Raw genomic sequence first — 25,465 nt, forward strand, 5'->3', positions numbered from 1 at the left:
GGGGAGTGAGCCAGTGAATTTTGCATTGATCCTGCTGATCCTGTTGTTGGTCAGTGCTGCGGTATGGGCGGCGGACGTTTTTGTTTTCCGGAAGCGTCGCGCCGTCGGCGCCAAGGAGCCGTGGTGGGTCGAGTATGGCGCAAGTTTTTTCCCGGTCATTCTGGCCGTCTTCGTCCTGCGCTCGTTCATCGTCGAGCCTTTCAAGATCCCATCGGGCTCGATGATCCCGACGCTGCTGGTCGGTGACTTCATTCTCGTCAACAAATATACCTACGGAATCCGCCTGCCCGTCGCCAACCTGAAGATCATCGACATCAACAGTCCGCAGCGCGGTGATGTGATGGTCTTTCGTTATCCCGAGGATCCCTCGCTCGACTACATCAAGCGCGTGGTCGGCCTTCCCGGTGACAAAGTGGCTTACCGGAACAAGCGCCTGACGATTAATGGTCTCCCGATAGCGGTGGAGGAGGTTGAGGACTATCTGCATCCGGAACGGCTGTACTATTCCGAGCAATTCGTCGAGAAACTCGGTGAGGAGGGGCATCGAATGCTCAATGATCGCGATGCGCCGGCCTACATTTCCCATCCGGCGCAGTTCCCGAATCGCGAGAACTGCTCCTACAATAGCGCTGGCGTGATCTGCACCGTGCCGCCGGGCGAGTATTTCGTAATGGGCGACAATCGCGACAACAGTCGCGACAGCCGCTTCTGGGGCTTCGTTCCCGAAGAGAATATTGTCGGCAAGGCTTTCTTCATCTGGTTGAATTTCAGTGATTTCAAGCGCATCGGCCCGTTCGGTTAAGGAGCTCACATGACTATCAAGCGTCAGCGTGGTTTGGCACTTTCCGCCCTGCTGCTGTGGGGCGTCGGCATTGCCATGGTGGCTATTCTTGTCATCCGGGTCCTTCCCGATGTCATCGAGTATTCCAAGATCAAGCACGCGGTAAAAGCCGTGGCCAGCGAGTCCGCCGGAAAAACGGTTGCCGAGATTCGCCATGCCTTTGGGCAGTACGCCGAAGTCGAGCATATCAAGGGCTTCGGACCGGCTGATCTGGAAATCTTCAAAGAGGAGAATCAGGTGGTCGTTGCCTTCGCCTATGAGAAGCGTGTTCCACTGCTGGGCAATGTCAGTCTGCTGATCGACTTCTCGGGATCGTCGTCGGCCCGCGACAGCGGGCAATGACCCAGCGCGGATTCGAAAAGGCGTTCGGCTACACGTTCCGCGATCGCGAACTCCTGCAGACGGCGCTGACGCACCGCAGCTACTCCTCTCCCCATAACGAGCGCTTCGAATTTATCGGTGACGCCGTTCTCAATGCGGTTATCGCGCGGCGCTTGTTCGAGCAATTTCCGACGCTTCCGGAAGGTGATCTGTCGCGACTGCGAGCCAACCTGGTACGCCAGGACAGCCTGCACCAGCGAGCGCTGGCGCTCTCCTTGGGCGACTATCTGCTGCTTGGTGAGGGTGAGCAGAAAAGCGGCGGGCATCGACGCCCGTCAATCCTGGCCGATGCCCTCGAAGCGCTGTTTGGCGCAGTATGGTTGGACGCGGGCTTTGACGCTGCCAGCGAAGTCGTCCTTCGCCTGTACCAGGGTGTGCTCGTGCAACTGGCTCCAGGACAGGAGATCAAGGACGCCAAGACGCGCTTGCAGGAGTACCTGCAGGGCCGACGCCTGGCCTTGCCGCTGTACGCGCTGATCAATACCGCGGGTGAGGCACATGAACAACATTTCACGGTTAGCTGCAGCATCGACGCGCTGCGCATCCGCAGCGAGGGTAGCGGCAGCACTCGCCGGGCGGCCGAACAGGTGGCCGCCGAACACGCTCTCGAAGAGGTGGCCAACTCATGAGTGAAATCCGTTCCGGTCGCATCGCTATCGTTGGTCGCCCCAATGTCGGCAAGTCGACACTGCTCAACGCTTTGATCGGTGAAAAAGTCAGCATCGTCTCGCGGCGCGCCCAGACCACCCGTCATCGCATCACGGGCATTCTCACCGAGGCCGATGCGCAGTATGTTTTTGTCGATACACCAGGCTTTCAAACCAAGCACCTCAATGCCCTCAATCAGGTGATGAACCGCGGCGTCAGGCAGGCGCTGGCGGAAGTCGATGTGATCCTGTTTGTCGTCGAGGCCTGCCGCTTCGACGAACGCGATCGCGCGGTGCGCAAGCTGCTGCCGGAAGGCTGTCCGGTGATTATCGTGGTTAACAAGATCGACCAGATCAAGAACAAGGTCGATTTGCTGCCGTATCTCACACAACTCGCCGGTGAGGGTGAGTTTGCGGCCATCGTGCCGGTCAGCGCGACGCGTCGCGCGCAACTCGATGCACTGCTTGGCGAAACGCGCAAGCACTTGCCAAACGACGAGTTGCTTTTCGGCGAAGACGAGATCACCGACCGCAGCGAAAAATTCCTTGCCGCCGAGTACATTCGTGAAAAGCTTTTTCGCTTGATTGGCGACGAGTTGCCTTACGGTGCGGCCGTCGAAATCGAGCGCTTCGTCGTTGACGGTCCGCTGCGCCGGATCAGCGCGGCGATTGTCGTCGAGCGCGCCGGACACAAGTCGATAGTCATTGGCACGGGGGGCGAAGTGGTCAAGCGAATTGCCTCCGAGGCGAGGCAGGACATGGAGCGAATGTTTGGCGGACCGGTCTTTCTGGAAGTCTTTGTCAAGGTCAACTCGGGTTGGGCCGATGATGCGCAGTTGCTCAAGAGCCTGGGTTACGAATAGTGCGAGTCGTACGAAGAGGCTAGAAGTGCGCATGCGCTTGTTGATTGCCGGCGAACCGGTCGGGAAGTGACTCAGTGAATCAGCGGCACAAGGTCGATGGACAGCCGGCGTTTGTGCTGCATGCCTATCCTTACAGCGAAACCAGCCTCATCATCGACGTCTTTTCGCGCGACTTCGGGCGGGTTGCTCTGCTCGCGCGTGGTGCGCGGCGGCCCAGATCGGTGTTGCGTGGCGTACTGCTCGCCTTCCAGCCGCTCGAGGTCGGCTGGGCGGGCAGGGGGGAGGTGCAGACCCTGATGAAGGCCGAGTGGCGCGGCGGACAGCCCCTGCTGGCAGGCAAGTCGCTGTTTTGTGGCTATTACCTCAATGAGTTGCTGATGCATCTGCTGCCGCGTGAGGATGCGCATGCGCGGCTATTTTCGGTCTATGCGGAAACGCTGCGCCGCTTTGCCGATGGCGCGCAGGAAGCCGACCTGCGCTGCTTCGAGCGCGCTCTGCTGCAGGAGCTGGGCTACGGGCTGATGCTCGAAACCGATACTGACGGCGTCAGCGTCGAGGGCAACGCACGCTACGGCTACGAGATCGAGCGCGGTCCGGTACGTCTCGCCGCGCCAGACGCCTCGGCGCTGGCGGTGAGCGGCAGAACGCTGCTCGACCTGGCGCGCGAGGATTTCTCCGATCCGCGCTCGCTGGCCGAAGCCAAGCAGCTGATGCGCACGCTGATCGGCCACTATACTGGCGGCAGGCACCTGGCAAGCCGCAGGATTTTCAGGGAGCTACAGGAACTATGATCGAACTGGGCGTCAATATCGACCATGTGGCGACGATCCGACAGGCGCGCTGCACCTACGAACCCGATCCGGTCTGGGCAGCGGTCGAAGCGCATCTCGGCGGTGCCGACGGCATCACCATCCACCTGCGCGAAGATCGGCGACACATTCAGGACGCCGACGTCGAGAAGCTCCGCGAACTGGCGCAGATCAAGCTCAACCTGGAACTGGCAGCGACCGAGGAAATGATTGCCATCGCTTGTCGCGTCAAGCCGCAGATGGCGATGCTGGTGCCGGAAGGGCGGCACGAAGTGACCACCGAAGGCGGGCTCGACGTGCTGGCGCAGGAGAGGGCGCTGCGTCAGTCGGTGGCTCGCCTGACTGACGCCGGCATCATCAGCAGTGTCTTCATCGACGCCGATCCGGCGCAGGTTGAAGCGGCCGCACGCATCGGGGCGCGCGTCTGCGAGATCCACACCGGCCCTTACGCGCATGCTTTCTACACGCAGGGGCGTGATCCCGAAAGTCCCGCGGTCGTGGCCGAGATCGACAAGATCCGCGTCGCTGGCGCCGCCGCCCGCCAACTCGGCATGCGCTTCAACGCCGGGCACGCGCTCAATTACTTCAACGTCCAGCCGATCGCGCAGTTGCTTGGCATCCGCGAGCTGCACATTGGCCACGCGATCATCAGTCGAGCGATCTTCGTCGGCTTGCGCGAGGCGGTCCGGGAAATGAAACGCTTGCTGCGTGAGGCGCAGGCGCTGCCGCCAGCGACGCCGACATGATCGCCGGTATTGGCACCGACATCGTCGCCGTTGCCCGCCTCGGCGGGCTCTATGAGCGCCACGGTCAGCGCGCGCTGGCGAAGCTGCTGTCAGCGCGCGAATGTACGGAATTTGCCGCTGCGCACCAGCCGGCGCGCTTTCTCGCCAAGCGTTTCGCCGCCAAGGAAGCGTTCGGCAAGGCGCTCGGGATCGGTCTGAGCGCTCCGGCGACCCTGCCGAATATCAGTGTGGCGCATGATTCGCTGGGCCGACCGCTGTTCGAGTACGCGGCACCGCTGGCGAAGCTTCTTGCCCAGCGGGGGCTGGTTGCTCACCTCTCGATCAGCGATGAGGACGACTATGCTGTGGCGTTCGTCATCATGGAGCAGGCATGAACGCGATGAACGCGATGAACGCCATCAACGTCGTGAACGTCGTGAACGTCGTGACTTCGCCCTCCACGTCGCCGCTCAAGCTGCCGCTCGGCCCGCTGATGATCGACCTGGCCGGGCTCAGCCTGTCCGATGTCGAACGTCAGCGCCTGTGCCATCCGCTGGTCGGGGGCCTGATTCTTTTTGCACGCAACTACCAGTCGCCGGAGCAGCTCGAGCGCTTGACGAGCGAGGTGCATGGGCTGCGTTCACCGGCCCTGCCGATCGCCATCGACCACGAAGGAGGCCGGGTGCAGCGCTGCCGCGACGGCTTCACGCAGCTGCCGGCGATGCGCCGTCTCGGCGAGTGCTGGGACCGTGATCCGCAGGCTGCGCTGACTGCCGCCCGCGAGCTGGCTTACGTTCTCGCCACCGAGTTGCGCGTGCGCGGTGTCGATCTGTCCTTTACGCCGGTGCTCGATCTCGACTGGGGGCGCAGCAGCGTCATCGGTGATCGTTCCCTGCATCGCGACCCCGCCGTCGTTATCGAGCTTGCGGCGGCGTTCATCGAAGGATTGCGCAGCGCCGGCATGGCCGCCTGTGGCAAGCACTTCCCAGGTCACGGCTGGGTCGAGGCCGATTCGCACGTCGACCTGCCGGTCGACACGCGTCGGCTTGACGAACTGGCGCCTGACCTCGAACCATACCGGCACTTGCCTCTCGACGCGGTCATGCCGGCGCACGTCATCTATCCGCAGGTAGATTGGCGACCGGCGGGTTTCTCGCCGGTCTGGATACGGCTGTTACGAGAGGAGCTGGGTTTCGACGGCGTGATCTTCAGTGACGATCTGTCGATGGCCGGGGCGAGTGTCGCTGGCGACATTGTCGCGCGCTGCACGGCAGCCTGGGAGGCCGGCTGTGACATGCTGCTGGTGTGCAATACGCCGGAATCGGTTGCCGACCTGCTGGCGCGCTGGCGGCCTGTTGCCGACCCGCTGCGGGCAGCGCGGGTGGCGCGCCTGTGCCCGCTGACTGGCGCAAGCGATTGGGCGAGCCTGCAGCAGGAAGCCACGTATCAGGCTGGCGTCAAGGCAGCGCGACAGCTGTCGGCCTGACGCTGAAGCGAAAACAGGTAGCCGCAGCCGAAGCGAGTTGCCGGCTGCCGAATGCTGGTTACGGCTAGCGGACGCGCGAGCGGTACTCGTTGCTGCGAGTGTCAATTTCGATCTTGTCGCCGATCTCGACAAAGGCCGGGACCGGCAGCTCGAAACCGGTCGCCAGGCGGGCCGGTTTCATCACCTTGCCCGAAGTGTCGCCTTTTACCGCCGGCTCGGTATACACCACTTCGCGAACGACGCTGCTCGGCAGGTCGACCGAGATTGCCTTGTTGTTGTAGAACACCGCCTCGCACGGCATGCCGTCTTCGAGATAGTTGAGCGCGTCGCTCAGGCAGTCGGCTTCGATTTCGTACGGGTTGTACTCGGCGTCCATGAAAACGTAGAGCGGATCGGCAAAGTACGAGTAGCTGACTTCCTTGCGCTCGAGCTGGATGACGTCGAACTTGTCGTCGGCGCGATAGACGGTCTCGCTGGGGGAGTCGGTGAGCAGATTTTTCATCTTCATCTTGACTACCGACGCGTTGCGGCCGGATTTGACGTAGTCGGACTTCAATACCACCATTGGGTCATTGCCGACCATGAAGACGTTGCCGGTGCGAAGCTCTTGTGCGGTTTTCATTGGACGTTCCAGAAAACTGTTGGGGGAAACCCGAAATTATAGACTGGAACGGGCAAAGCGCAGCAGACGAGTGCTCAAATCATCCTCACTGGCGAGTCCTTCCTGCCAGCGCTTTGCGTGCTCGCGCAAGGTCGGCAGACAAGACGCGAAGCGCCACCAGTGGGCGGCGTCGACGTGCCCCGCGCTCCATGCATGCCAGAATTCGCGCACTGCGCTGGCGCTCGCTGTCGGCAGGTCGGTGCAGTAGAGGTCCAGGAAAGCGTCGAGCTTGGCGATGTGCGCCGCCGCCTGCTGCGGGTAGATGTGCCAGACCATTGGCCGTGCCGCCCACTGCGCACGCAGGAAAGAATCTTCACCGCGGACGAAATTGAGGTCGCAGAGCCACAGCAGGCGGTCGTAAAGGTCTTGTTCGAGGAACGGCAGGATGCGGATTTCAAGCGCGCCACGCCGCAGCAACGCGCCGGCCTTGAGTGGCTGGCCGGCGTAGCTTTCGATGGCCGGCAGCGCGCGCGATAGTGACGCCAGGCAGCAGACAGGCATCGGCGCCTCTTGCCAGAGCAGCAAGAGGTCCTTGATGGCTGGATTCTCGTAGGCGAACAGCGAGACCAGCAGACTGCCGACGGGTGGCGGCGCGCCGCCCGTCTGGCGCCAGAGTGCGGCCTGCTGCTCGGCGCTGGCGGCGAACTGCTGCCGGCGAGCCAGCAGGTCGCGCTCGCGCAGCAGACCGCCGGTATCACGGGAGAAGCCCGGAAAGAAGAAGGACTTGTTGAGCGGCAGGCGCGGGTGGGGCGAGGGCAGTGTGTGAAAGCCAGGCACCCAGGCTTCCGCGCTCAGATAGTCGAGGTTGATCCATACCGGCCTTGGTGATTGCTGCGCCATGGCGGCGATGAAGGCTTCGGGAATTCGGCAGGCGAAAGTTTCCAGTACCGCGTGCGCGGGGAGCGGGGTGACGAACGGCGTCTCCCAGCGGCGGATTTCGACGCCTTGCAGCTCCTGCATCGACAGCCCTGGGTCCACTTCCGGGCGCAGTGCCCGGAAAACCTCCAGTTCATCGACCCACAAGCGCACGTGCAACTGCCGCTCGCTGCGCAACTGCCTGGCCAGACGCCAGCAGATGCCAATATCGCCAAAATTGTCGATGACCTGGCAGAAGATGTCCCAGTCGGGTCGAGAGGATGTGTTTGGCATGGCGGCAAGTGCTGCGAGTGGTACGAGTGTTAGGGGCGGAGCGGCCCCCCATGAGGCGCAAGGGTGGCGGCTGTGGGGGCAGGGCCGGCGCGCGTGATAACATCGAAAAGGCCCCCCGTTCGTCACCCCTCGTCACCCCTCGCCATCCTACTCCTAAGCCAGCCGGCGGCTGCCGCGAATGCCAATGCAAGCCCCTTTCGACGCAAAATCTCTGCTCGCCACCTTGACCGAACTGCCCGGCGTCTATCGGATGATCGACCTGGCCGGTGTCGTACTCTATGTCGGCAAGGCAAAAAACCTCAAGAAGCGCGTCGCGTCTTATTTTCGTGATCATCACCCGAGTCCGCGCATCGCGCTGATGGTCGCGCAAATTGCCGCTGTCGAGACGACGGTGACGCGATCGGAGGCGGAAGCGCTGCTCCTCGAAAACAATCTCATCAAGAGCCTGGCGCCGCGCTACAACATTCTTTTTCGGGACGACAAGTCCTACCCCTACATCGTTCTGACGCGCGACCGCTACCAGCGCCTGGGCTTTTACCGTGGCGCAACCGACAAGCGGGCCGACTATTTCGGTCCCTTTCCTTCGTCGCAAGCGGTGCGTCAGAGCATCCACCTCTTGCAGAAAATGTTTCGCCTGCGCACTTGCGAAAACCCGGTGTTCAACAACCGCTCACGGCCCTGCCTGCTCTATCAGATCAAGCGCTGTTCGGGGCCCTGCGTCGGCCTGATAGCGCCTGAGCGCTATGCCGCAGACGTCGAGATGGCGACGATGTTCCTGCAGGGCCGCCAGCAGGACGTCATCGGGCGCCTGTCGGCAGCCATGGATCAGGCGGCAGAAAGTCTGGCGTTCGAACAGGCGGCGATCTGTCGCGATCAGATCCAGGCCTTGCGGCAGGTGCAGGACAAACAGTATGTCGACAGCGGCAAGGGTGGCGATGTGGACGTCGTCGTCGCCGTTGCAGAGGGCGGCATGCTGTGCGTCAATCTGGCGATGGTGCGTGCCGGGCGCCATCTCGGCGACCGGCCTCAATTTCCCAGCAACGCAGCCGATTCGTCGCCGCGCGAAGCGCTGAGTGCTTTTCTCGCGCAGCACTACGTCGCCCACCCCGTTCCGTCGCGCCTTCTGGTCAACCTGCCGCCGGCTGATGAGGAGCTTGCCGACTGGCTCGGTGAAATGGCTGGCCGGCCGGTCAGAGTCATGCAGCCGCGGCTGACGATGCAGCGCATCTGGATAGAAATGGCCGAGCAGAACGCACGCCTGGCCATTACCGCACGCCGTAGTGCGCTGTCGCGGCAGGGCGAACGCCTGGAAGCGCTCCGCGCGGCGCTGGGTCTCGAAGTCGAGGCGGGCAAGGAAGCGCGTATCGAGTGCTTCGACATCAGTCATACGCAGGGCGAGTCGACGGTCGCCGCCTGCGTCGTCTATCAGGGAGGCGGTATGCGCAAGTCGGACTATCGTCGCTTCAATATCCAGGACATCCAGCCCGGCGACGACTACGCGGCCATCCGTCAGGCGGTATCACGTCGCTACGCCAAGCTTCTGACCAGTGACGGCGCCGTCCCGACATTGATTCTGATCGACGGCGGCAGCGGTCAGGTCAGTTCGGCAGTTTCGGCACTTGCCGAGCTTGGCCTGACCCATCTTCCGCTGCTGGGCGTCGCCAAGGGAGAGGCGCGCAAGCCGGGACTCGAAACGCTAATTTTCGCAGATGGCCGCGAGCCGTTACAATTGCCCGCTGAACATCCCGCACTGCATCTGATCCAGGAAGTCCGCGACGAGGCACATCGTTTCGCCGTCTCCGGCCACCGCGCCAGGCGCGGCAAGGCGGCGCACTCTTCGCGACTCGAAGACATTGGCGGCATCGGGCCGAAGCGTCGCAAAGGCTTGATTTCCCGTTTTGGCGGCTTGCAAGGCATTTCTGATGCCGGGATTGACCAACTTACCGCCGTTCCAGGGATCAGCCGGGAACTCGCCGAGAAAATCTACGCAGCGTTGCACTGATGCCACTCAACATACCGATTCTATTGACCTGGCTGCGGATCATCCTGATCCCGCTGCTTATCGCCATCTACTACGTGCCCGAGTCGTGGGTGCAGTTTGTCGGGCGCGATCTGGCCGCGACAGTGGTGTTCCTGGTCGCCGCGGTAACCGACTGGCTCGACGGCTATCTGGCGCGTCGTTGGCAGCAGACCTCGGCTTTCGGCGCCTTTCTCGACCCGGTCGCCGATAAACTGATGGTCGCCGCGGCGCTGATTGTGCTGGTGCAACTGGGCCGCCTCGACGCCATCCTGGCGGCGATCATCATCGGTCGCGAAATTACCATCTCCGCCTTGCGCGAATGGATGGCGCAGATCGGCGCCCATCGCAGTATCGCGGTTTCGATGATCGGCAAGATCAAGACCACCGCGCAGATGATGGCCATCCCATTTCTGCTCTATTACGCGCCCCTCGACGGCTTCGACGTCTTCCAGGCCGGCACCTGGCTGATCTACATCGCTGCCGTGCTCACCCTGTGGTCGATGGGTTATTATATGCGCATGGCCTGGCCGCACCTGATCGAAGAGGACAAAAAGCGCTAGCCGCGAGGCCGACTGCGGCGCCAACACGCCGGCGACGAGCAGCAGATTGTGCGCCAGGCATTGACAGGTTCAGGTAGGCCTTTATAATGCGCCTTCGCTTCATGCGGGAGTAGCTCAGTTGGTAGAGCGATACCTTGCCAAGGTATAGGTCGAGAGTTCGAGACTCTTCTCCCGCTCCACATTTTCTGCCGAGTGGCCTGTTTTTTCGCCCTCAACGGCAGTTCCTGCCATCAGGCAGGCACGGCGCGATAGCAAAGCGGTTATGCACCGGATTGCAAATCCGTTCAGCCCGGTTCGACTCCGGGTCGCGCCTCCATAGAAAGCTATCAAAATCAATCGGTTAAAACCCGGCACCAGGGAGGAATTGGTGCCGCGATTGATTCAAATGGGCTGGTAGCTGCTTCATGCTACCTCGCCTGGGTAGCGCTGCGACCCTAAAACGATTGTGCAGGGCGTGTAGCTCAGTGTAATTGCCCTCATGAACTGACGGCGCGGTCACGCGAGCCTGAACGCCGAGGGCAGGCGTCGGACAAGCCTTAACCTCAGAGGTCATTCACCTCGCCGCGTCGATCCGCGCGAACGACCGGCAGCATCGTGGGGGAGTCGTCGAACCGGTCACGAAAAGACACGAATCCACCGTGAACGTCCGGAACGGTTCGTATAAACCACCGCTCAGACCTTTCTACCCACCGACAGCCCGCGAGAGATCGGCGACGTCCAAGCGGTATTGGGAGAGCATTGATCGTCGAACTGGCGTCAACTCGGGTAGCTGAAGAGACGATGGAACGTCTCCAGAAAAAACTGGCTTCCCCAGGCTGCTGCATCACCGTCGCAGGCCGTCGGCAAAGAGAATTTCTTGATTGACTTCGGCCATGGCGGTTAAGGATACTTCCGGACGTGACTTTGGCGTACGCTTTGTCAGGTCATCATTCAACCAACGGTCAAGGGGCCATGAACATGCCAGAGGAAAACGGGTCGTCGCTTCACGACGATCATCTTTCGGAGAAACACGACGACCCATTGATACGGGGATTGCATCGAGTCATCCGTCAAGCGATTCGCTTGCTGGCCGTCCTGATGACGATGGTAATCCTGTGGTGCGTTGCCGATGTGGTGCTGGAGCTCTACAAGGGGTTGTCAAGCCCGCCGGTGCTGCTTCTTGACCTCAACGATATTTTCGTCGTCTTTGCGGCCTTTCTGGCAGTGCTGATCGCCATCGAAATCCTGGTCAATATCACCCTCTATCTACGCGACGACGTCATCCACGTCCAGCTTGTCGTAGCGACTGCACTGATGGCCATCGCCCGTAAGGTGATCGTGCTTGACCTGAGCACCTTGCAGGCCGAATATCTCTACGGCATGGCAGCTATCCTGCTGGCGCTCGGTGTTACCTACTGGCTGGTTTCTTCGCAGCCCAAGAAGTGAGAGCACGGGGGCAAGTGCTTCGCGACGGCTAACGGACGGTCGCGGATGGTGCCGACTTACTGGATGCGGGCGGACATCGCGCAGGTGTTTTACCGGCTGCGCAGGCACAGGCGCCACTCGCCAGACCACCGCAACTGCCACGCGGTGGCGGACCGCCGAAGAACATGCCGAGTGAAAGCCCCAGTCCGGCCAGTACAATCACGGCCAGCGTCGCGGCCATGATCGGCCAAAAGGTATTGAGAAGCGTCATGTTGCTCCCTTGCGGCGCCTGTGGCGCTGCTCAGCCACCGAAATCGTCGAGCAGGATGCTTTCGCGTGCGACGCCGAGATCGGTCAGCATCCTTGTCACCGCACTGTTCATCATCGGCGGACCACAAAGGTAGTACTCGCAGTCCTCCGGCGCCGGATGGTTGTTCAGGTAATCGTCGAGCAAGACTTGATGGATGAAGCCAGTGCGGCCCTGCCAATGGTCGCTCGGCAGCGGATCCGATAGCGCCAGGTGCCAAGTGAAATTGCTGTTGTCGCGGCTCAATTGCTCGAACTCCTCGACGTAGAATGCTTCGCGCAGGGACCGTGCGCCATACCAGAAGGCGATTCGGCGCTTGCTCCCTCGGCGCTTGAGCAGGTCGAAAATGTGCGAGCGTAGCGGTGCCATGCCGGCACCGCCGCCGATGTAGATCATCTCGGCGTCGGTCTCGCGGGCGTGGAATTCTCCGAAGGGGCCGTAGAGCGTCACCCTATCGCCGGGTTTGCGGCCGAATACCCAGGACGACATCTTGCCCGGCGGAATGTCGTTTCTGCCGGGCGGTGGCGTGGCGATACGGATGTTGAATTTGATTAGCCCCTTCTCTTGCGGATAGTTGGCCATCGAATAGGCGCGTATCGTCGATTCGCCTACGTGCGAAACATAGCGCCAGAGATCCAGGCGATCCCAGTCTTCGCGGTATTCCGGGGCGACATCGATGTCGGCGTAGCGTTGCTCGTGCGGGGGGCATTCGAGCTGCATGTAGCTGCCGGCGCGAAAGCTCACCGCCTCGCCGTCGGGCATGGCCAGGGTCAGTTCCTTGATGAAGGTGGCTACGTTGTCGTTGGCGATCACCCGACAGTCCCAGCGCCGAACACCGAAGACCGACTCCGGAACTCGGATGCTCATATCCTGGCGAACGGGCAACTGGCACGAGAGACGCCAGCCCTCGCGTTCCTGCCGACGAGTGAAATGCCCGCGCTCGGTCGGCGTCATGTCTCCGCCACCGGCCTCGACCAGGCATTTGCACTGGGCACAGGTGCCACCGCCGCCACAGGCCGACGAGAGGAAGAGATTCTGGCTGGCCAGCGTCTGCAAGAGCTTGCCGCCGACCGGGACGAGCAAGGTACGCTGGCCATTGACCTCCAGCCGCACGTCGCCGCTGGGGACCAGTCGCTGCCGTGCCAGCAGGATGACCGCCACCAGAAGGAGCACGGTGCCGGTGAAGACAGTGATGGCCAGCGTGATTTCGGCAAGCATGGAGGGCAGTCCTCAAAGCTTGATGCCGGCAAAGGACATGAAGCCCAGCGACATCAATCCAATGGTGATGAAAGTAATGCCGAGACCAGAGAGACCGGCGGGCGGATCGCTGTACTTGAGCTTTTCGCGAATACCGGCGAGCAGTGCGATGGCCAGCGCCCAGGAAAACCCCGAAGCGAGTCCATAGACCGCGCTCTCGGCAAAATCGTAATCGCGCTCGACCATGAATAGCGTGCCGCCGAGGATTGCGCAATTGACGGTGATCAGCGGCAGGAAAACGCCGAGCGCGTTGTAGAGTGCCGGCACATAGCGGTCGAGCAGCATTTCGAGGATTTGTACCAATGCGGCGATGACGCCGATGTAGGTCAGCAGGCCGAGGAAGGCAAGATCGCTTTCGGGCAGGCCAACCCAGGCCAGGGCGCCTTCGCGGAGCACGTGCGTGTAGATCAGGTTGTTAACCGGCACAGTGATCGTCTGGACGAGCATCACTGCGATCCCGAGTCCGATTGCCGTCTCGACCTTCTTCGAGATGGCTATGAAGGTGCACATGCCGAGAAAGAAGGCCAGCGCCATGTTTTCGACGAAAACCGCGCGGACAAAGAGAGCCAGTAGATGTTCCATCTCAGCGGACCCTGGAATTGCTGTTCGGGAGGCTCATGGTTCTTGTTCGCGCACCTGTGGTGCCATACGGAAGGCCGGCGATTCGACCTGCTCCGGCTTCCAGCTGCGCAGTGCCCAGATAAACAAACCGATCAGGAAAAAGGCGGAGGGTGGCAAAAGGAGCAGGCCGTTCGGCAAATACCAGCCACCGTCGGCGACGGTAGGCAGTACCCGGTAACCGATCAGCGTGCCGCTGCCAAAGAGCTCGCGGGTGATACCCAGGGCAATGAGTAGCGCGCTGTAACCCAGCCCGTTGCCGATGCCATCCAGGAAAGACGGCCATGGCGGGTTCTGCATGGCAAAGGCTTCGGCGCGGCCCATGACGATGCAGTTGGTGATGATCAGCCCGACGAACACGGACAGCTGCTTGGCCAACTCGAAGGCGACCGCACGCAGTACCTGATCGACGACGATGACCAGAGAGGCAATGATGACCACCTGCACGATCATGCGGATAGCCCCGGGGATCTGGTGGCGGAGCAGCGAGATGAAGAGGTTCGCGAAGGCGGTCACCAGCGTCAGGGCCACGGACATGACGAGCGCCGTCTTGAGGTTCGCCGTCACCGCCAGCGCCGAGCAAATGCCGAGGATCTGCAAGGCAATTGGGTTGTTGTCGAAGACCGGGGCGAAAAGTACGGTGAGCGCACGCGGTTTCGTTGCCGAAGTGCCGGTATTCACGATTCAACTCCCTCTTGTCGCAGACGTTTCAGATAGGGGCCGTAGCCCTGCGGACCGAGCCAGAAGCGAATCATGTTGTTGACGCCATTGCTGGTAAGCGTCGCGCCAGCCAGCGCGTCGACGCGCCATCTCGAATCCTGGTTGTCGCCACTGGCCTTGCCGACGCGCAGCCGCAGCTGCCCGTCGCTATCGAAAAGGCGCTTGCCTGGCCAAAGCGCCTTCCAGCGCGGGTTGTCGACTTCTCCGCCCAAGCCCGGCGTTTCAGCGTGCTGATAAAAACGCAGCCCGAGGACGGTATTGAGGTCGGCGTCGACGGCGAGAAAGCCGTACAGGGTCGACCACAGGCCATAGCCGCGCACGGGCAGGATCAGCGCCTCGACGCGCTCGCCCTTCATCAGCTTATAGACCACTGCGTAGCGCTCGCGCCGCTGGATGCCGGCGATGTCCTCGCTACGCGACAGTGCTCGTGAGAGCGCCGGATCGGTGGCGGCGCGGGCGCCCTCCCAGGTCAGTGGGTCGAAATTGTCGTGGCCTGGTGGGGAAGCGATGTAGGCGCCGGTGTTCAGATCGACGAGGCGCGGCGTGATGCGTTCGCGAAAGCGTTCGCCGACCTCGGTGGCCGACAGCGCACGATCGTGCAGACCGACGATCGCCAGCAGGTGACGCTCGCGGTCGACGCGGCGATTTTCCAGCTGCATCGACTTCAAGCCCACCGCCGTCCCGGCGACGACCATTGAACAAACCAGGCTGACCAGCAGCGCGATGCGCAGAACGGCGAGCGGCGTTTCCCTAAGGGCAGGCATCACGTTGCTCCCGGCGACGAATGTTGGCGCGCACGACGGCGTAGTCGATCAGCGGCGCACACAGGTTGGCGAACAGGATGGCGAGCATGATTCCCTCCGGAAAGGCGGGATTGACGACCCGTATCAGGACCGCCATCACGCCGATCAGGGCACCGAAGATCCACTTGCCGGCGTTGGTCATGGCTGCGGAAACCGGGTCCGTGGCCATGAAGAACATGCCGAAAGCGAAGCCGCCAATCACCAGATGCCAGTACCAGGGCATGGCGAACATCGGGTTGTCGGACGAGCCAACAAGGTTGAGCAGCGAACTCATCGCCACCATGCCCAGGAAGACACCGAGCACGATGCAACGCCGCTGGCGACGAGCAGGCCACCGCCCACGAGAATCAGCAGCGTGCTGGTTTCGCCGATTGAACCGGGAATGACCCCGAGGAAGGCAGCCGACCAGCTGTAGCCAGCTGCACCGATGCCGTCGGCACCGGACTGCGCGGCGATGGCCAGTGGCGTGGCGCCGGTGTAAGCATCGATCACCGTCCACACCGCGTCGCCGGACGACTGTGCCGGGTAGGCGAAGTACAGAAAGGCGCGCCCGGTGAGCGCCGGATTGAGGAAGTTCTTGCCGGTACCGCCGAAGACCTCTTTTCCGATGACTACGCCGAAGCTGATGCCCAGCGCCACCTGCCAGAGTGGGATCGACGGCGGTAGGGTCAGCGCGAAGAGCACCGAGGTGACGAAGAAACCCTCGTTGACCTCGTGCCGGCGGATGCTCGCAAAGAGCACCTCCCAGAAGCCGCCGACAATAAAAGTGACTGCGTAGATCGGGAGAAAGCACGCCGCACCGTAGACCAGATTGTCCCATGCCGACGACGGGTCGAAGCCGGCCATCAGTCCGATCAGCGACAGCCGCCACCCGTCTTGCGCCGATAGCAGCGCTGGCTGTGCCGCCAGGATTTGGTTGGCCTGGAAACCGATGTTCCACATACCGAAGAAAAGTGCCGGCAGGGTGCACGCCCAGGTCATGATCATGATGCGCTTGAGGTCGATGCCGTCGCGCACGTGGGCCGTGGTGCGGGTCACCGAAGCCGGCCGGTAGAAGAAGGTATCGACGGCCTCGTAGAGCGCGTACCACTTTTCGTGGCGCGCGCCGGGCGCGACATGTGGTTCGATGCGGTCGAGCAGTTCGCGCAGTCCCATCACTCAGCCCTCCTTGGCGATACGCGTCAGCACATCACGCAGGATGGGACCGTATTCATACTTGCCAGGGCAGACGTAGGTGCACAAGGCGAGGTCCTCTTCGTCGAGTTCCAGGCAGCCGAGACTCTGTGCCATTTCCGTATCGCCGACGATCAGCGCGCGCAGCAGTTGCGTGGGCAGGATGTCCAGCGGCATGACCGCCTCGTAACTGCCGACCGGCACCATTGCCCGTGGACTGCCCTGGGTACTCGTGGTCAAGGCCAGCGGGCGACGGCCAAACAGGCTGGAGGTGAACACGCGCAGTGCCGAATGCTTGTTCACCCCGGCTCGCAGATAGTGCATGAACTCGCGGTCGTCGCCCTCCGGCAGCACGCTGACCTGCAGATGCAGGCCGCCGAGGAAGGTGTTCGGCGCACTGACCGTGCGCCCACCGAGCAGTGAACCCGAGACGATGCGCTGGCGACCGGGGTGGAGCGAGCCGGCCGTCAGCGCCAGCAGGTCGGCGCCGGGTAGGGTACGCAACAGGCGTGGTGAAACGACCCCTGGTCCGGCCAGCGAGACGATTCGTTCGTACCACGGGCGACCGCTGGCAAACAGGCGGCCAATGGCAATGCAGCTCTGGTAATGCAGATGCCAGACCGTGCGCGTGGCACTTGCCGGATCGAGATAATGGATGTGGGTTCCAGGCAGCCCTGCCGGATGTGGGCCAGCAAAAGCCGCGCAGTGCACATTGGTGAGTCCGGCCGCGGCGTCGGCGGCTGGCGAACGCCCATCGCCAGCCGCCGGAACGGCGACGAAAACCCGTGCCAGCCGCGACAAGGCGATGATGCCGCGGCGGAAATCGTCGGCATATGCGGCAATGATCAATGCCGGATCGGCTGCCAGCGGGTGGGTGTCGAGCGCGGTCACGAAGATGGAACGTGGCGTCGCGTCTGCCGCCGGCAACAGGCTGTAGGGGCGCGTCCGCAGGGCTGTCCATAGCCCCGAGGTCAAGAGCTGAGCGCGCACGACCGTCGCATCGAGCACGGCCAGTTCGGCGTCTTCGCGCGCTGGTCCCAACGCCGGACCCTCGCTTGCGCGGGCATCGGTTTCCAGCACCAAGGCCTGAAAGACACGTTGTGCGCCGCGCCGGATCTCCGCTACGGTGGCCGCGCATGGTGCGGTGAACACCACTCCCGGGCGATCCTTGCCCGAGAACAGCACCTGCCCGGCTTCGACCCGCTCACCCTCGCGAACGGCAAGGGAAGGTCGAAGGCCGTGGCAATCGGCACCAAGCAAAGCCACTGCAGGCGGAAAGAAAACAGCACCGGGGATTTGCTGCGCTGGCTCGCCCGCGACAGGTATTTCCAGTCCTCGCCGAATTTTCGTGATCGCTTGATCGAAGCCGTGACCGGCGTCTTTCTTGCCCATTGTGCTGTTCAGTCAATCAGGCTTCAGCCACCTGAGCCGGCGCTGGAACGAGCGGCGACAAGTGCTTCGCCTCGCGTACCTCGATGTGTGTCACCCGCTGCAGCTCGAGCCCCCAGCGACTCATGGCCTGCGATATCAGAATGGCTTCTCCGGAGTTGAGGCTGCCGTCCGCATTGACGATGTCGACGATCGCGGTCAAGGCCTTCTTTTGCAGTTCAGGCGACTGAATGTCATCCAGCAGGTGATCAACCAACTGTAAATCGAGCTCGATCTGTCCGATATTCGGCGCGCGGGCAGTTTGCATGAGGTCATTACAGAATTCATGTATTACTCGCTCAAGGGTTTCGGCGGGGAGGCCGAGATTCTCGCGCAGTTCGTGTTTTTCGAGTGCCGCGACTTCGCTGTGGTCGAGCGCGCCGTCAGCGAGCAGGGCCAGGGCGACGATCCGTGCCATGGCTTCCGCACTATCGATGGGATAATTCCGCATTCTTTTCTCCTTGTTGGAACGGTCAAAGGGTTTTTTTTTGGCCGGTAAAAGACTTCTCGGCCAGAACAAAGTTCCGTTGTGCATGACAGCGACTTGCGCCACTGCACAAGCGGTCACGGCTGGCTGGCGTAGCGTCAAATGGTCATGAAAGCCTCCGGGCGATTGAGAAAAACCTCACTGGAGCTTCAACCAGATCTCGTTGCGGCGCAGGAACCACGGCATGAAAGGAGGGTTGTAGCGCGCCAGGACAGGCTCTCCGAGCCAGCCCACGTTTGCCGTACGCAAGACGGTTTCGAGTTCGGCGAGGTGCTCATCGTAATTGGCCTGGGTCCAGAAGCCCGAGTAGCGAATCACCGCGACGGTGCTTGCTGGCACTTCGCGCAGTTGCACCCGCGCATCGTCCGGTTCTGGCGCCAGGTCGAGCGTCACCTCGCTGGGCAATACGAACTGTACGCGATAGCCACCCGGGGCAGCGGCCTGGGTCACCGGTGCGGTCATTTCGAGTCGCATAGGCTCTGGTGCCTGGGTCACCGGTGCGGTCATGGCGAACTTCGTCGAGCCCTTGTTCTTGCCGAAGATATAGCCGGCAAGGATGGGGAACGCTTCACTGCCTGCGTCTTCGGCCGGCGTGTTGATGATCACCTCCGCTACAACATACGGCGCGTAGCGCCGGATCTCTATTTCGCCGATCTTTCGCTCGACTTCATAAGAGGGTTCCTCGATGGCGCTCGACAGGCTCGGTACGGCTGCGATGGCCAGGGAAAGCAAGAGCTTGCGCATGGTAGTCAGTCCAGCAGGGGTAGCGACCGGGCGCCGAGCGGCTGACCCGGAACACGCCCGCGTTGATTGTTGATAGGTCCGCATCGCCTCGCAGCTCATCGCAGCGGTCGCGCAGACCGCGACAGACCATGGCTTCGGCGCCGGTAGGCCTTCTCCAGTTCCATCGCCAGATAGATCGTCAGTCCGACAGCAATGATCGGTAACCAGTCGAAAGCCGCAATCGGCGCGGTGTGGAACAGGCGGTTGAACAGTGGCAGGTAGGTGAATGCGAGCTGGGCGAGCATCATGGTGCTGATGCCGGCCCAGATCCACGGGTTGCTCAGCAAGCCGAGGTGGAACATCGACCAGCGCAGCGAGCGGCAGTTGAGCAGGTAGAAGGACTGCCCGACGGCAAACACGTTGACCGCGATGGTGCGCGCCTGATCTTCACTGGCGCCGCGGAGCAGGGACCACTCGAACAGCCCGAAGGCGCCGACCAGAAGCATCACGCCGACCATCGCGATACGCAGCGCCAGTTCGCCATTCAGGATCGGCGAGCCGGGAGCGCGCGGCGGACGGCTCATGAGATGCGGTTCCTTCGGCTCGAAGGCCAGTGCCAGCCCGAGGAAGACCGCCGTAGTCATGTTGATCCACAGCGCCTGCACGGGCAGGACCGGCAGCGGTTGGGCGAGCAGCACGGCGACGACGATTACCAGTCCCTGGCCGGCGTTGGTCGCCAGGATCCAGGTGATGAACTTGGTCAGATTGTCGAAGACCCCTCGTCCTTCTTCGACGGCGGCGGCGATGGTGGCGAAGTTGTCGTCGGTGAGCACCATGTCCGCGGCTTCCTTGGCCACCTCCGTGCCGGTGATTCCCATCGCCACGCCGATGTTTGCCCGACGCAGGGCGGGTGCGTCATTGACCCCGTCGCCGGTCATCGCCACCACCTCGCCGCGCGTTTGCAGCGCCTGCACGAGGCGCAGCTTCTGCTCGGGAGTGACGCGCGCGAACACCGCCGTATCGTTCGCCGCAGCGGTCAATTCGCTGTCGGAGAGGGTCGCCAGTTGGGTGCCGGTCAGCGCCGCCGGAGCAGTGCCCGGAGTGGCGCGCTGATCGAGGCCAATCTGGCCGGCGATGGCGGCTGCGGTGACTGCATGGTCGCCGGTGATCATCTTGACGCGAATGCCGGCGTCGCGACACGCAGCGACTGCCCTGATCGCTTCCTCGCGTGGCGGGTCGATCATTCCCTGCAGGCCGACGAAGGTCATTTCCTCGGCCAGGTCCGGATGGTCGAGCGTCTCCTGATCCTTGCTCGCCGGCCGCTGGGCGAAAGCGAGCACGCGCAGCCCGGCCGCGGCCATTGCCTCCACCTGTGCGAGCACCACCTCGGGCTCGAGCGGCACCGTCTGTGCCCCGCCGTCCAGCGCGCCGTTGCAGCGCGCCAGCACGCTCTCCACCGAGCCCTTCATGTAAATCATTCGCGACCCGCCGGCGTGCAGGCTGGCCATGTACTGATGCTGCGATTCGAACGGCACTGCATCGAGGCGAGGCGCGCCGGCCAGGGCCTCCTGGGTATCCAGGCCGGCCTTGCGCGCCGCTACCAGCAGCGCACCCTCGGTGGGGTCGCCCTCGACCTGCCAGTGGCCATCCTTTTCCCGTAGCAGCGAGTCGTTGCAGAGCAGGCCGGCGCGTAGCAGCGCCAGCAGGGCGGGATGATTGCCGGGTTCGACGGCCAGCCCGTTCTGCTGCAGGCTGCCTTCAGGGCCGTAGCCCACGCCGCTCAGGTCGAATTGAGCGCCCCCCGCAAACAGCTTCTGTACGGTCATCTCGTTGCGTGTCAGGGTGCCGGTCTTGTCCGAACAGATCACGGTCGTGCTGCCCAGTGTCTCAACCGCGGGCAGGCGGCGGATGATCGCGTGCCGTTGCGCCATGCGCCCGACGCCGATGGCCAGGGTGATGGTGAGCACCGCCGGCAGACCCTCCGGGATCATCGCCACCGCCAGTGCGACGGTCGCCATGAACATCGCTACCCAGGATTCCCCATGCATGAGTCCGACCACGAAGGTCAAGGCTGCCAGGGCGAGGATGACGTAGAGCAGGTAGTGGCTGAAGCGCCCGACCTGTCGCGTCAGCGGCGTATCGAGCTGCTGCGTGCCGGCAATCAGACCCGAGATGTTGCCGATCTCGGTGTCGTCGCCAATGGCGGTCACCACTCCGGTCGCCGTGCCGTAGGTCACCAATGTCGACGTGTAGGCCATGTTGCGGCGATCGGCAAGCGCCGTGTCGTTCGCCAGTTCGCCAGCCTGCTTGGCGACCGGCACCGATTCGCCGGTCAGAGCGGACTCGTCGACCTGCAGGTCGCGGACCTGCAACAGGCGCAGGTCTGCCGGAACCTTGTCGCCGGAAACCAGCATGACCAGATCGCCCGGAACGAGGTCGCGAGCGTTGATCCGCTGTTTGTTCCCGGCGCGCAGGACCGTAGCCTCGGTGGTCAGCGCGCGCGAAAGCGCTGCAAGGGCGTTCAAGGCCTTGTTTTCCTGAGCGAAGCCAAGAACTGCGTTGAGCAGGACCACGGCGAAGATCACAGCCGCATCGACATAACCGCCCAGAGCCAGCTTGACCACGATCGCAGCCACCAAAATGTACACCAGCGCCTGGTTGAACTGTTGGAGAAAGCGCTGCAGAGGGCTCTTGCCCTTGGCTGGGGTCAGGGCGTTGGCGCCGAATCGTTCCTGGCGCCCGGCGACTTCGAATTGATCGAGCCCGCCTTCGCCACTGGTATCGAGCAGGTCGATCACCTCGCTTGCCGGCAGATGGTGCCAGTGTTTCTCCAAGAGGTCTTGCACTGCTTTTACTCCTGTACGATTGGTTTTGCAGTCGCGCGTACGAGCTGAGCTCCTGGAAGCACAGCCACGCACAGGATGCGCCCATGATTGGAAGTAGGATTTTTTATTTTATATGTCTAGGACAAAGAATAGACAAAAAGTTCAGAAGTCGCAAGTGAAGGCGGTTTTTGGTGCTGGTCGAGCGCTTGAAGGCTCGACAGGCATCGGAATGGAACTTCAGGACGCATGCTCGCTTTGCGTCACCAGATCAAGCAGGCGCGAACGATGCCTTGTGCGCCGCTTCGCGCTCGGCGCTATCAAATGCCAGGCTGCTGGAGTGAAGACGACAAGCCAAAACTGGGAACCCGGATCAGGGGGGGCGCCGCTATGGCGACAATTCACGTAGCAGTTGGCCGGCTCGCTCATTCGCCGACCCAGGTCAGCAAGGCTGCCCAAGCTTTCTCCCGCGGCTTGCGTGATGCTGCTGTGGTTCCTCGTACGCCTTGCTCTTGGCCCTCCGCCGGCTCCCTCGCTTTCCGACTCGTCATCGGGGTTCGGGTAGCAATGGAACAGCCGACCGAGTTGAGAGCTGGGCAGGCGCGTCGAATGGCGGTCATGCTCAAGAACCCTCTCTTTCCTCGCTGGGGATGACGCCAAGCCATACTGGCGTCTGGGATTCATTTGTCTGAAAGACGCTGCCGCCACCGGAAGGCGGCGCTGCCTCGGTGAAGGCGTTGATCACGACTTGATGAGTGACCAGAATCACCGGCTGGCCATCGACGGGCAAGCTGGCGAGAAACGCTCGCAAGGCGTCGAGAGTTTTTCGGCGATCGTCCGGCCGTGCAAAAAAGGAATTCAACGCCGGCAAGGACTCTACCGGCCCAAGGTTCAGTAGGCGGGCCGTTTCCAGCGCGCGGCACCACTGGCTTGAAAAGATCCTCGCATTGGTCAGGCCGACCGCCCGCAGACGGGCGCCCAACTGTCGTGCCTGAGCCCGGCCACTGGCATCGAGATTGCGTTGGGTGGAACAATCGCCGATGACGAAATTTGGCGGATCGCCGAACCCCGGCGCGTTGGCATGCCGCAGCATGAGCGCACGGCCCGGCTTGGCAAGTTCGTCGAGCGGCACTGCAGGGTCATCGCCCCGCGCCGCAAAGGACCAAGACATGAACACAAGCGACAGGACGAGCAGCGTGCGCATTCTCCTCCTTCCTTCAGTCGACAGGTTCGATAGCGCGTAGATCGAGCTTGAACGGAGGGACCCATCTGTCGATCGGCGATCAGACGGCCGACTTGACCATCCGGTGTTTCGCTGCCGGTTCATGGCGGCACCTGCCTCGACGCGTAATGCAGGAACAAGGCGCGAATATCCACTCGTGCCTTCAGCTTTGCCGCCAGCAGATAAAGACCGCCTGCCTTGCGGTGCAAGAACAGGGCGTCCGCCGGTGGCGTATGCCAGGAATCCCTTTCAGCGCTCAATGCCAGAGCGGCGTCGCGGATTCGCGCTGGCAGATCCGAGTTACCGAAATCGTAGGCACCGGCGTAGCGCAAGGGTTCGCAGGCGTGCATGAAGACATCCAGGACGAGGTGCCGCTGCCGTTCCCCGATATCGGCCCGGAAATACCCGATGGCGCTGGCGGCCACGCTCATTTCCTGCCGGTTTCCGCCGACGGCACCCTCCAGCAGCCGGCGATAGGCGTCAACGATGGCTGCTGGGTAGGGGCGGGTGGCGCCAAAGTCGAGCAGAATCAATTGCCGGGTGGCGTTGTTGTAGCGGTAATTGGCGAAATTGGGGTCGGTCTGGATCAATCGGAATTCGAAAATTTCCCGGAAAAGAAGCCTGAACAGCAGTCCTGCCACACGATCTCGCTCTGCTTGCGGGGCATGCAGCAGAGATTCGACCGGCACGCCGCCCATGCCAGACATGACCAGGACGCTCTCCGTCGTCAGGTCAGCGTGCACCTCGGGCAGCATGAACTCGGGCGCGTCGGCAAGCAGTCCGGCGTAGCGGCCGAGCAAGGCCGCCTCGCCGAGATAATCCGCTTCGGCGTGCAACTGACGTTTCGCCTCCAGTAGCAGTGGCCCGATCTCGATGCCGCGCGGCAGCAGGCCCGAAACGCGCAGCAAGGTCGCGACATTGTCGATATCGCTGTCGATACTTCGGCGAACACCGGGGTACTGGACTTTTATGGCCAGGCGTCGCCCGTCCTTCGTTTCCGCCAGGTGGACCTGTCCGATCGATGCTGCCGCCACCGGAGTGAAGGAGAACCGCCGGAATCGACGGTCCCAGCCCATTCCCCAGTTGGCATCGAGTACACTCACCAGCTGGCTCATCGGCATGGCTTTGGCGTCCGAGCGCAAGCTGGCGAGGATATCGCCAAACTCGGGCGGCAACAGCTCGCCTGCATCCATGGACAACAATTGCCCAAGCTTCATCGCTGCACCGCGCAAGCGGGCAAGCTGATCGGCAATACGGTAGGCGTTCTCAGGCGTCAGCAGCAAGTCGCCAATGCGCGGACGCTTGCCCTGGGCTAACTGCCGCGTCCCTTCTGCCAGCATACTGCCGGCAACACCGCTGGCGAGAACACCCAGCCGGGCAAGCCTGGACCACCGTCCGCCGGGAACGGCCGAGGTGCTTGCGTCGCGTTTGCTTCGCTCATCGTCGAGCATGTGGCCTCGCTTTCCATCTGATCCGACAGTTGCCCGGAACACTTGGCGAACAATTCTTCAGAACGAAGCCGGCTGCCGGCAACCGGGAGAATCCGGGGTTTCCGAATCCTCAAGGGGATAGGCGTCCGCCACATAAGCGGGACCTTTCATCACCATGACGATGAATGCAGCAATCGCTACCGTGAGCACCGCCGTCCAGTGCAGGACGACGATACCGAGCGCAAGAATGTCGACCATCTGGAGGCCAGTCGAGGCTTCCACCGCATCCCATTCGCCGAGAAAAATTCTCGCCGCAAGCGACGGCAGGGACAGAAGCAGCGTGCCAAAAACGAGCACCCGGGGTAATAGGCGGAGCACGTCGCGCTCCCGACCAGCAGGCGTCTGCACGAATCCCGGAAGTCGGTCGAAGGCGTTCATCGTGGCTCCTTTGCTCGATGGGTTTTGAACGATTACCAGGTTTCAGCGAAAGCACCTGCGGTCAGGCAAAGGCAGGCCACGCTAGTCAGCCGGAAGCGCAACGGCAGGTACCAGGCCGGCAAATGGCTGCTGGCGATCAGAAATCTATCCTGCCAGTAGTGGGACAGAAACCCGGTCACCAAAAGAATGCTAGCCAGCATCGGCGAGAACAGAAACGCCGACCAGGCGATAAGCGCCGGGACGACACTCCAGACGAAGCACCACGTCCGCTGACTTGCGCTGAGATCGGTCAAAGTCATGGCGAATCCCCAATGCAGGGCACCGACGAAGGTCAGGATCACCGCGCCGTAGGCAATCAGCGCATCGCTCCAGAGCTTTGCGTGGTGCGGGTCGACGAGGCTGGCGGGGGCCAGGACGAGAAACGGCAGCAGTCCTCCGTAAGCGAGCCAGGCAACGCCGCGCGGCATGGGATTGGGCAGTGAGTGGTCCAT

The 25,465-nt window shown here is 62.4% G+C and carries 25 protein-coding genes, 2 tRNA genes and 1 pseudogene; 13 read left to right on the forward strand and 15 right to left on the reverse strand.

What is annotated here, in order from left to right; translation table 11 throughout:
* Nucleotides 1-13 precede the first annotated feature (13 nt).
* The 8 genes from lepB (at nt 14) to nagZ (ending at nt 5,752) form a co-directional block, all read left to right on the forward strand.
* On the forward strand, nt 14-802 hold the full coding sequence (lepB, locus tag QZ648_RS06630) for a signal peptidase I (protein WP_169067029.1): 789 nt from the start codon (nt 14-16) through the stop codon (nt 800-802).
* A 9-nt stretch (nt 803-811) separates the two neighbouring features.
* Nucleotides 812-1,183 (forward strand): DUF4845 domain-containing protein, encoded by a 372-nt coding sequence (locus tag QZ648_RS06635; protein ID WP_291996475.1) that lies wholly within the window; start codon nt 812-814, stop codon nt 1,181-1,183.
* On the forward strand, nt 1,180-1,851 hold the full coding sequence (rnc, locus tag QZ648_RS06640) for a ribonuclease III (RefSeq protein WP_169067030.1): 672 nt from the start codon (nt 1,180-1,182) through the stop codon (nt 1,849-1,851). Before QZ648_RS06635 ends, rnc begins: the two co-directional genes overlap by 4 nt.
* On the forward strand, nt 1,848-2,732 hold the full coding sequence (gene era, locus QZ648_RS06645) for a GTPase Era (protein WP_291996476.1): 885 nt from the start codon (nt 1,848-1,850) through the stop codon (nt 2,730-2,732). Before rnc ends, era begins: the two co-directional genes overlap by 4 nt.
* 74 nt (nt 2,733-2,806) lie before the next feature.
* Nucleotides 2,807-3,523 (forward strand): DNA repair protein RecO, encoded by a 717-nt coding sequence (gene recO / locus QZ648_RS06650; RefSeq protein WP_291996477.1) that lies wholly within the window; start codon nt 2,807-2,809, stop codon nt 3,521-3,523.
* Nucleotides 3,520-4,287, forward strand: coding sequence for a pyridoxine 5'-phosphate synthase (locus QZ648_RS06655; protein WP_169067032.1), 768 nt, complete (start codon nt 3,520-3,522; stop codon nt 4,285-4,287). Before recO ends, QZ648_RS06655 begins: the two co-directional genes overlap by 4 nt.
* A complete protein-coding gene (gene acpS / locus QZ648_RS06660; RefSeq protein WP_169067033.1) occupies nt 4,284-4,661 on the forward strand; it encodes a holo-ACP synthase in 378 nt (125 codons plus the stop codon). Before QZ648_RS06655 ends, acpS begins: the two co-directional genes overlap by 4 nt.
* A gap of 98 nt (nt 4,662-4,759) precedes the next feature.
* Entirely contained in the window at nt 4,760-5,752 is a 993-nt protein-coding gene (gene nagZ / locus QZ648_RS06665) for a beta-N-acetylhexosaminidase (protein WP_211203752.1), read from the forward strand.
* 64 nt (nt 5,753-5,816) lie between these two features.
* On the opposite strand, the gene efp is transcribed toward nagZ, so the two are convergent.
* Complete coding sequence (gene efp / locus QZ648_RS06670) at nt 5,817-6,374, reverse strand: elongation factor P (protein WP_169067034.1); 558 nt, start codon at nt 6,372-6,374, stop codon at nt 5,817-5,819.
* Nucleotides 6,375-6,410: 36 nt separating this feature from the next.
* A complete protein-coding gene (gene earP / locus QZ648_RS06675; protein WP_169067035.1) occupies nt 6,411-7,562 on the reverse strand; it encodes an elongation factor P maturation arginine rhamnosyltransferase EarP in 1,152 nt (383 codons plus the stop codon).
* Nucleotides 7,563-7,746: 184 nt separating this feature from the next.
* On the opposite strand from earP, the gene uvrC reads away from it, so the two are divergent.
* The 5 genes from uvrC to QZ648_RS06700 all read left to right on the forward strand — a co-directional run bounded on the left by uvrC (nt 7,747) and on the right by QZ648_RS06700 (nt 11,567).
* Nucleotides 7,747-9,564: an excinuclease ABC subunit UvrC gene (gene uvrC, locus QZ648_RS06680; RefSeq protein WP_169067036.1), complete on the forward strand. Its 1,818-nt coding sequence runs from the start codon at nt 7,747-7,749 to the stop codon at nt 9,562-9,564.
* A complete protein-coding gene (gene pgsA, locus QZ648_RS06685) occupies nt 9,564-10,142 on the forward strand; it encodes a CDP-diacylglycerol--glycerol-3-phosphate 3-phosphatidyltransferase (protein WP_291996478.1) in 579 nt (192 codons plus the stop codon). The genes uvrC and pgsA overlap by 1 nt, the downstream gene beginning before the upstream one ends.
* Before the next feature lie 103 nt (nt 10,143-10,245).
* Nucleotides 10,246-10,321 (forward strand) — tRNA-Gly (locus tag QZ648_RS06690).
* Between the two features lie 63 nt (nt 10,322-10,384).
* Nucleotides 10,385-10,458 (forward strand) — tRNA-Cys (locus QZ648_RS06695).
* Between the two features lie 641 nt (nt 10,459-11,099).
* Nucleotides 11,100-11,567, forward strand: coding sequence for a phosphate-starvation-inducible PsiE family protein (locus QZ648_RS06700; RefSeq protein WP_169066310.1), 468 nt, complete (start codon nt 11,100-11,102; stop codon nt 11,565-11,567).
* A gap of 280 nt (nt 11,568-11,847) precedes the next feature.
* On the opposite strand, the gene nqrF is transcribed toward QZ648_RS06700, so the two are convergent.
* The 13 genes and pseudogenes from nqrF to QZ648_RS06765 form a co-directional block, all read right to left on the reverse strand.
* Nucleotides 11,848-13,071, reverse strand: a complete 1,224-nt coding sequence (gene nqrF / locus QZ648_RS06705; RefSeq protein WP_291996479.1) for an NADH:ubiquinone reductase (Na(+)-transporting) subunit F — start codon at nt 13,069-13,071, stop codon at nt 11,848-11,850.
* A gap of 12 nt (nt 13,072-13,083) precedes the next feature.
* Complete coding sequence (gene nqrE / locus QZ648_RS06710; protein WP_169066272.1) at nt 13,084-13,692, reverse strand: NADH:ubiquinone reductase (Na(+)-transporting) subunit E; 609 nt, start codon at nt 13,690-13,692, stop codon at nt 13,084-13,086.
* 33 nt (nt 13,693-13,725) lie between these two features.
* Complete coding sequence (locus tag QZ648_RS06715; RefSeq protein WP_291996480.1) at nt 13,726-14,409, reverse strand: NADH:ubiquinone reductase (Na(+)-transporting) subunit D; 684 nt, start codon at nt 14,407-14,409, stop codon at nt 13,726-13,728.
* Entirely contained in the window at nt 14,406-15,212 is an 807-nt protein-coding gene (locus QZ648_RS06720; RefSeq protein WP_291996481.1) for a Na(+)-translocating NADH-quinone reductase subunit C, read from the reverse strand. Before QZ648_RS06720 ends, QZ648_RS06715 begins: the two co-directional genes overlap by 4 nt.
* A pseudogene (locus QZ648_RS06725) lies at nt 15,199-16,406 on the reverse strand (NADH:ubiquinone reductase (Na(+)-transporting) subunit B). Before QZ648_RS06725 ends, QZ648_RS06720 begins: the two are co-directional and overlap by 14 nt.
* Nucleotides 16,407-16,409: 3 nt before the next feature.
* Nucleotides 16,410-17,777, reverse strand: a complete 1,368-nt coding sequence (locus QZ648_RS06730; RefSeq protein ID WP_291996554.1) for a Na(+)-translocating NADH-quinone reductase subunit A — start codon at nt 17,775-17,777, stop codon at nt 16,410-16,412.
* Between the two features lie 55 nt (nt 17,778-17,832).
* A complete protein-coding gene (locus QZ648_RS06735) occupies nt 17,833-18,303 on the reverse strand; it encodes a TerB family tellurite resistance protein (RefSeq protein ID WP_169066313.1) in 471 nt (156 codons plus the stop codon).
* 174 nt (nt 18,304-18,477) lie between these two features.
* On the reverse strand, nt 18,478-19,083 hold the full coding sequence (locus QZ648_RS06740) for a heme-binding protein (RefSeq protein ID WP_169066275.1): 606 nt from the start codon (nt 19,081-19,083) through the stop codon (nt 18,478-18,480).
* A gap of 95 nt (nt 19,084-19,178) precedes the next feature.
* Complete coding sequence (locus QZ648_RS06745) at nt 19,179-21,908, reverse strand: cation-transporting P-type ATPase (RefSeq protein ID WP_169066276.1); 2,730 nt, start codon at nt 21,906-21,908, stop codon at nt 19,179-19,181.
* Between the two features lie 598 nt (nt 21,909-22,506).
* Nucleotides 22,507-23,088, reverse strand: coding sequence for a histidine phosphatase family protein (locus QZ648_RS06750; protein ID WP_291996482.1), 582 nt, complete (start codon nt 23,086-23,088; stop codon nt 22,507-22,509).
* A 119-nt stretch (nt 23,089-23,207) separates the two neighbouring features.
* A complete protein-coding gene (locus tag QZ648_RS06755; protein WP_291996483.1) occupies nt 23,208-24,557 on the reverse strand; it encodes an AarF/ABC1/UbiB kinase family protein in 1,350 nt (449 codons plus the stop codon).
* A 57-nt stretch (nt 24,558-24,614) separates the two neighbouring features.
* Nucleotides 24,615-24,974, reverse strand: a complete 360-nt coding sequence (locus tag QZ648_RS06760; protein WP_169066278.1) for a hypothetical protein — start codon at nt 24,972-24,974, stop codon at nt 24,615-24,617.
* Between the two features lie 32 nt (nt 24,975-25,006).
* Nucleotides 25,007-25,465: a DUF3429 domain-containing protein gene (locus QZ648_RS06765; protein ID WP_291996484.1), complete on the reverse strand. Its 459-nt coding sequence runs from the start codon at nt 25,463-25,465 to the stop codon at nt 25,007-25,009.

Source organism: Candidatus Accumulibacter sp. ACC012, from assembly GCF_907163155.1.
Taxonomy (GTDB): domain Bacteria; phylum Pseudomonadota; class Gammaproteobacteria; order Burkholderiales; family Rhodocyclaceae; genus Accumulibacter; species Accumulibacter delftensis.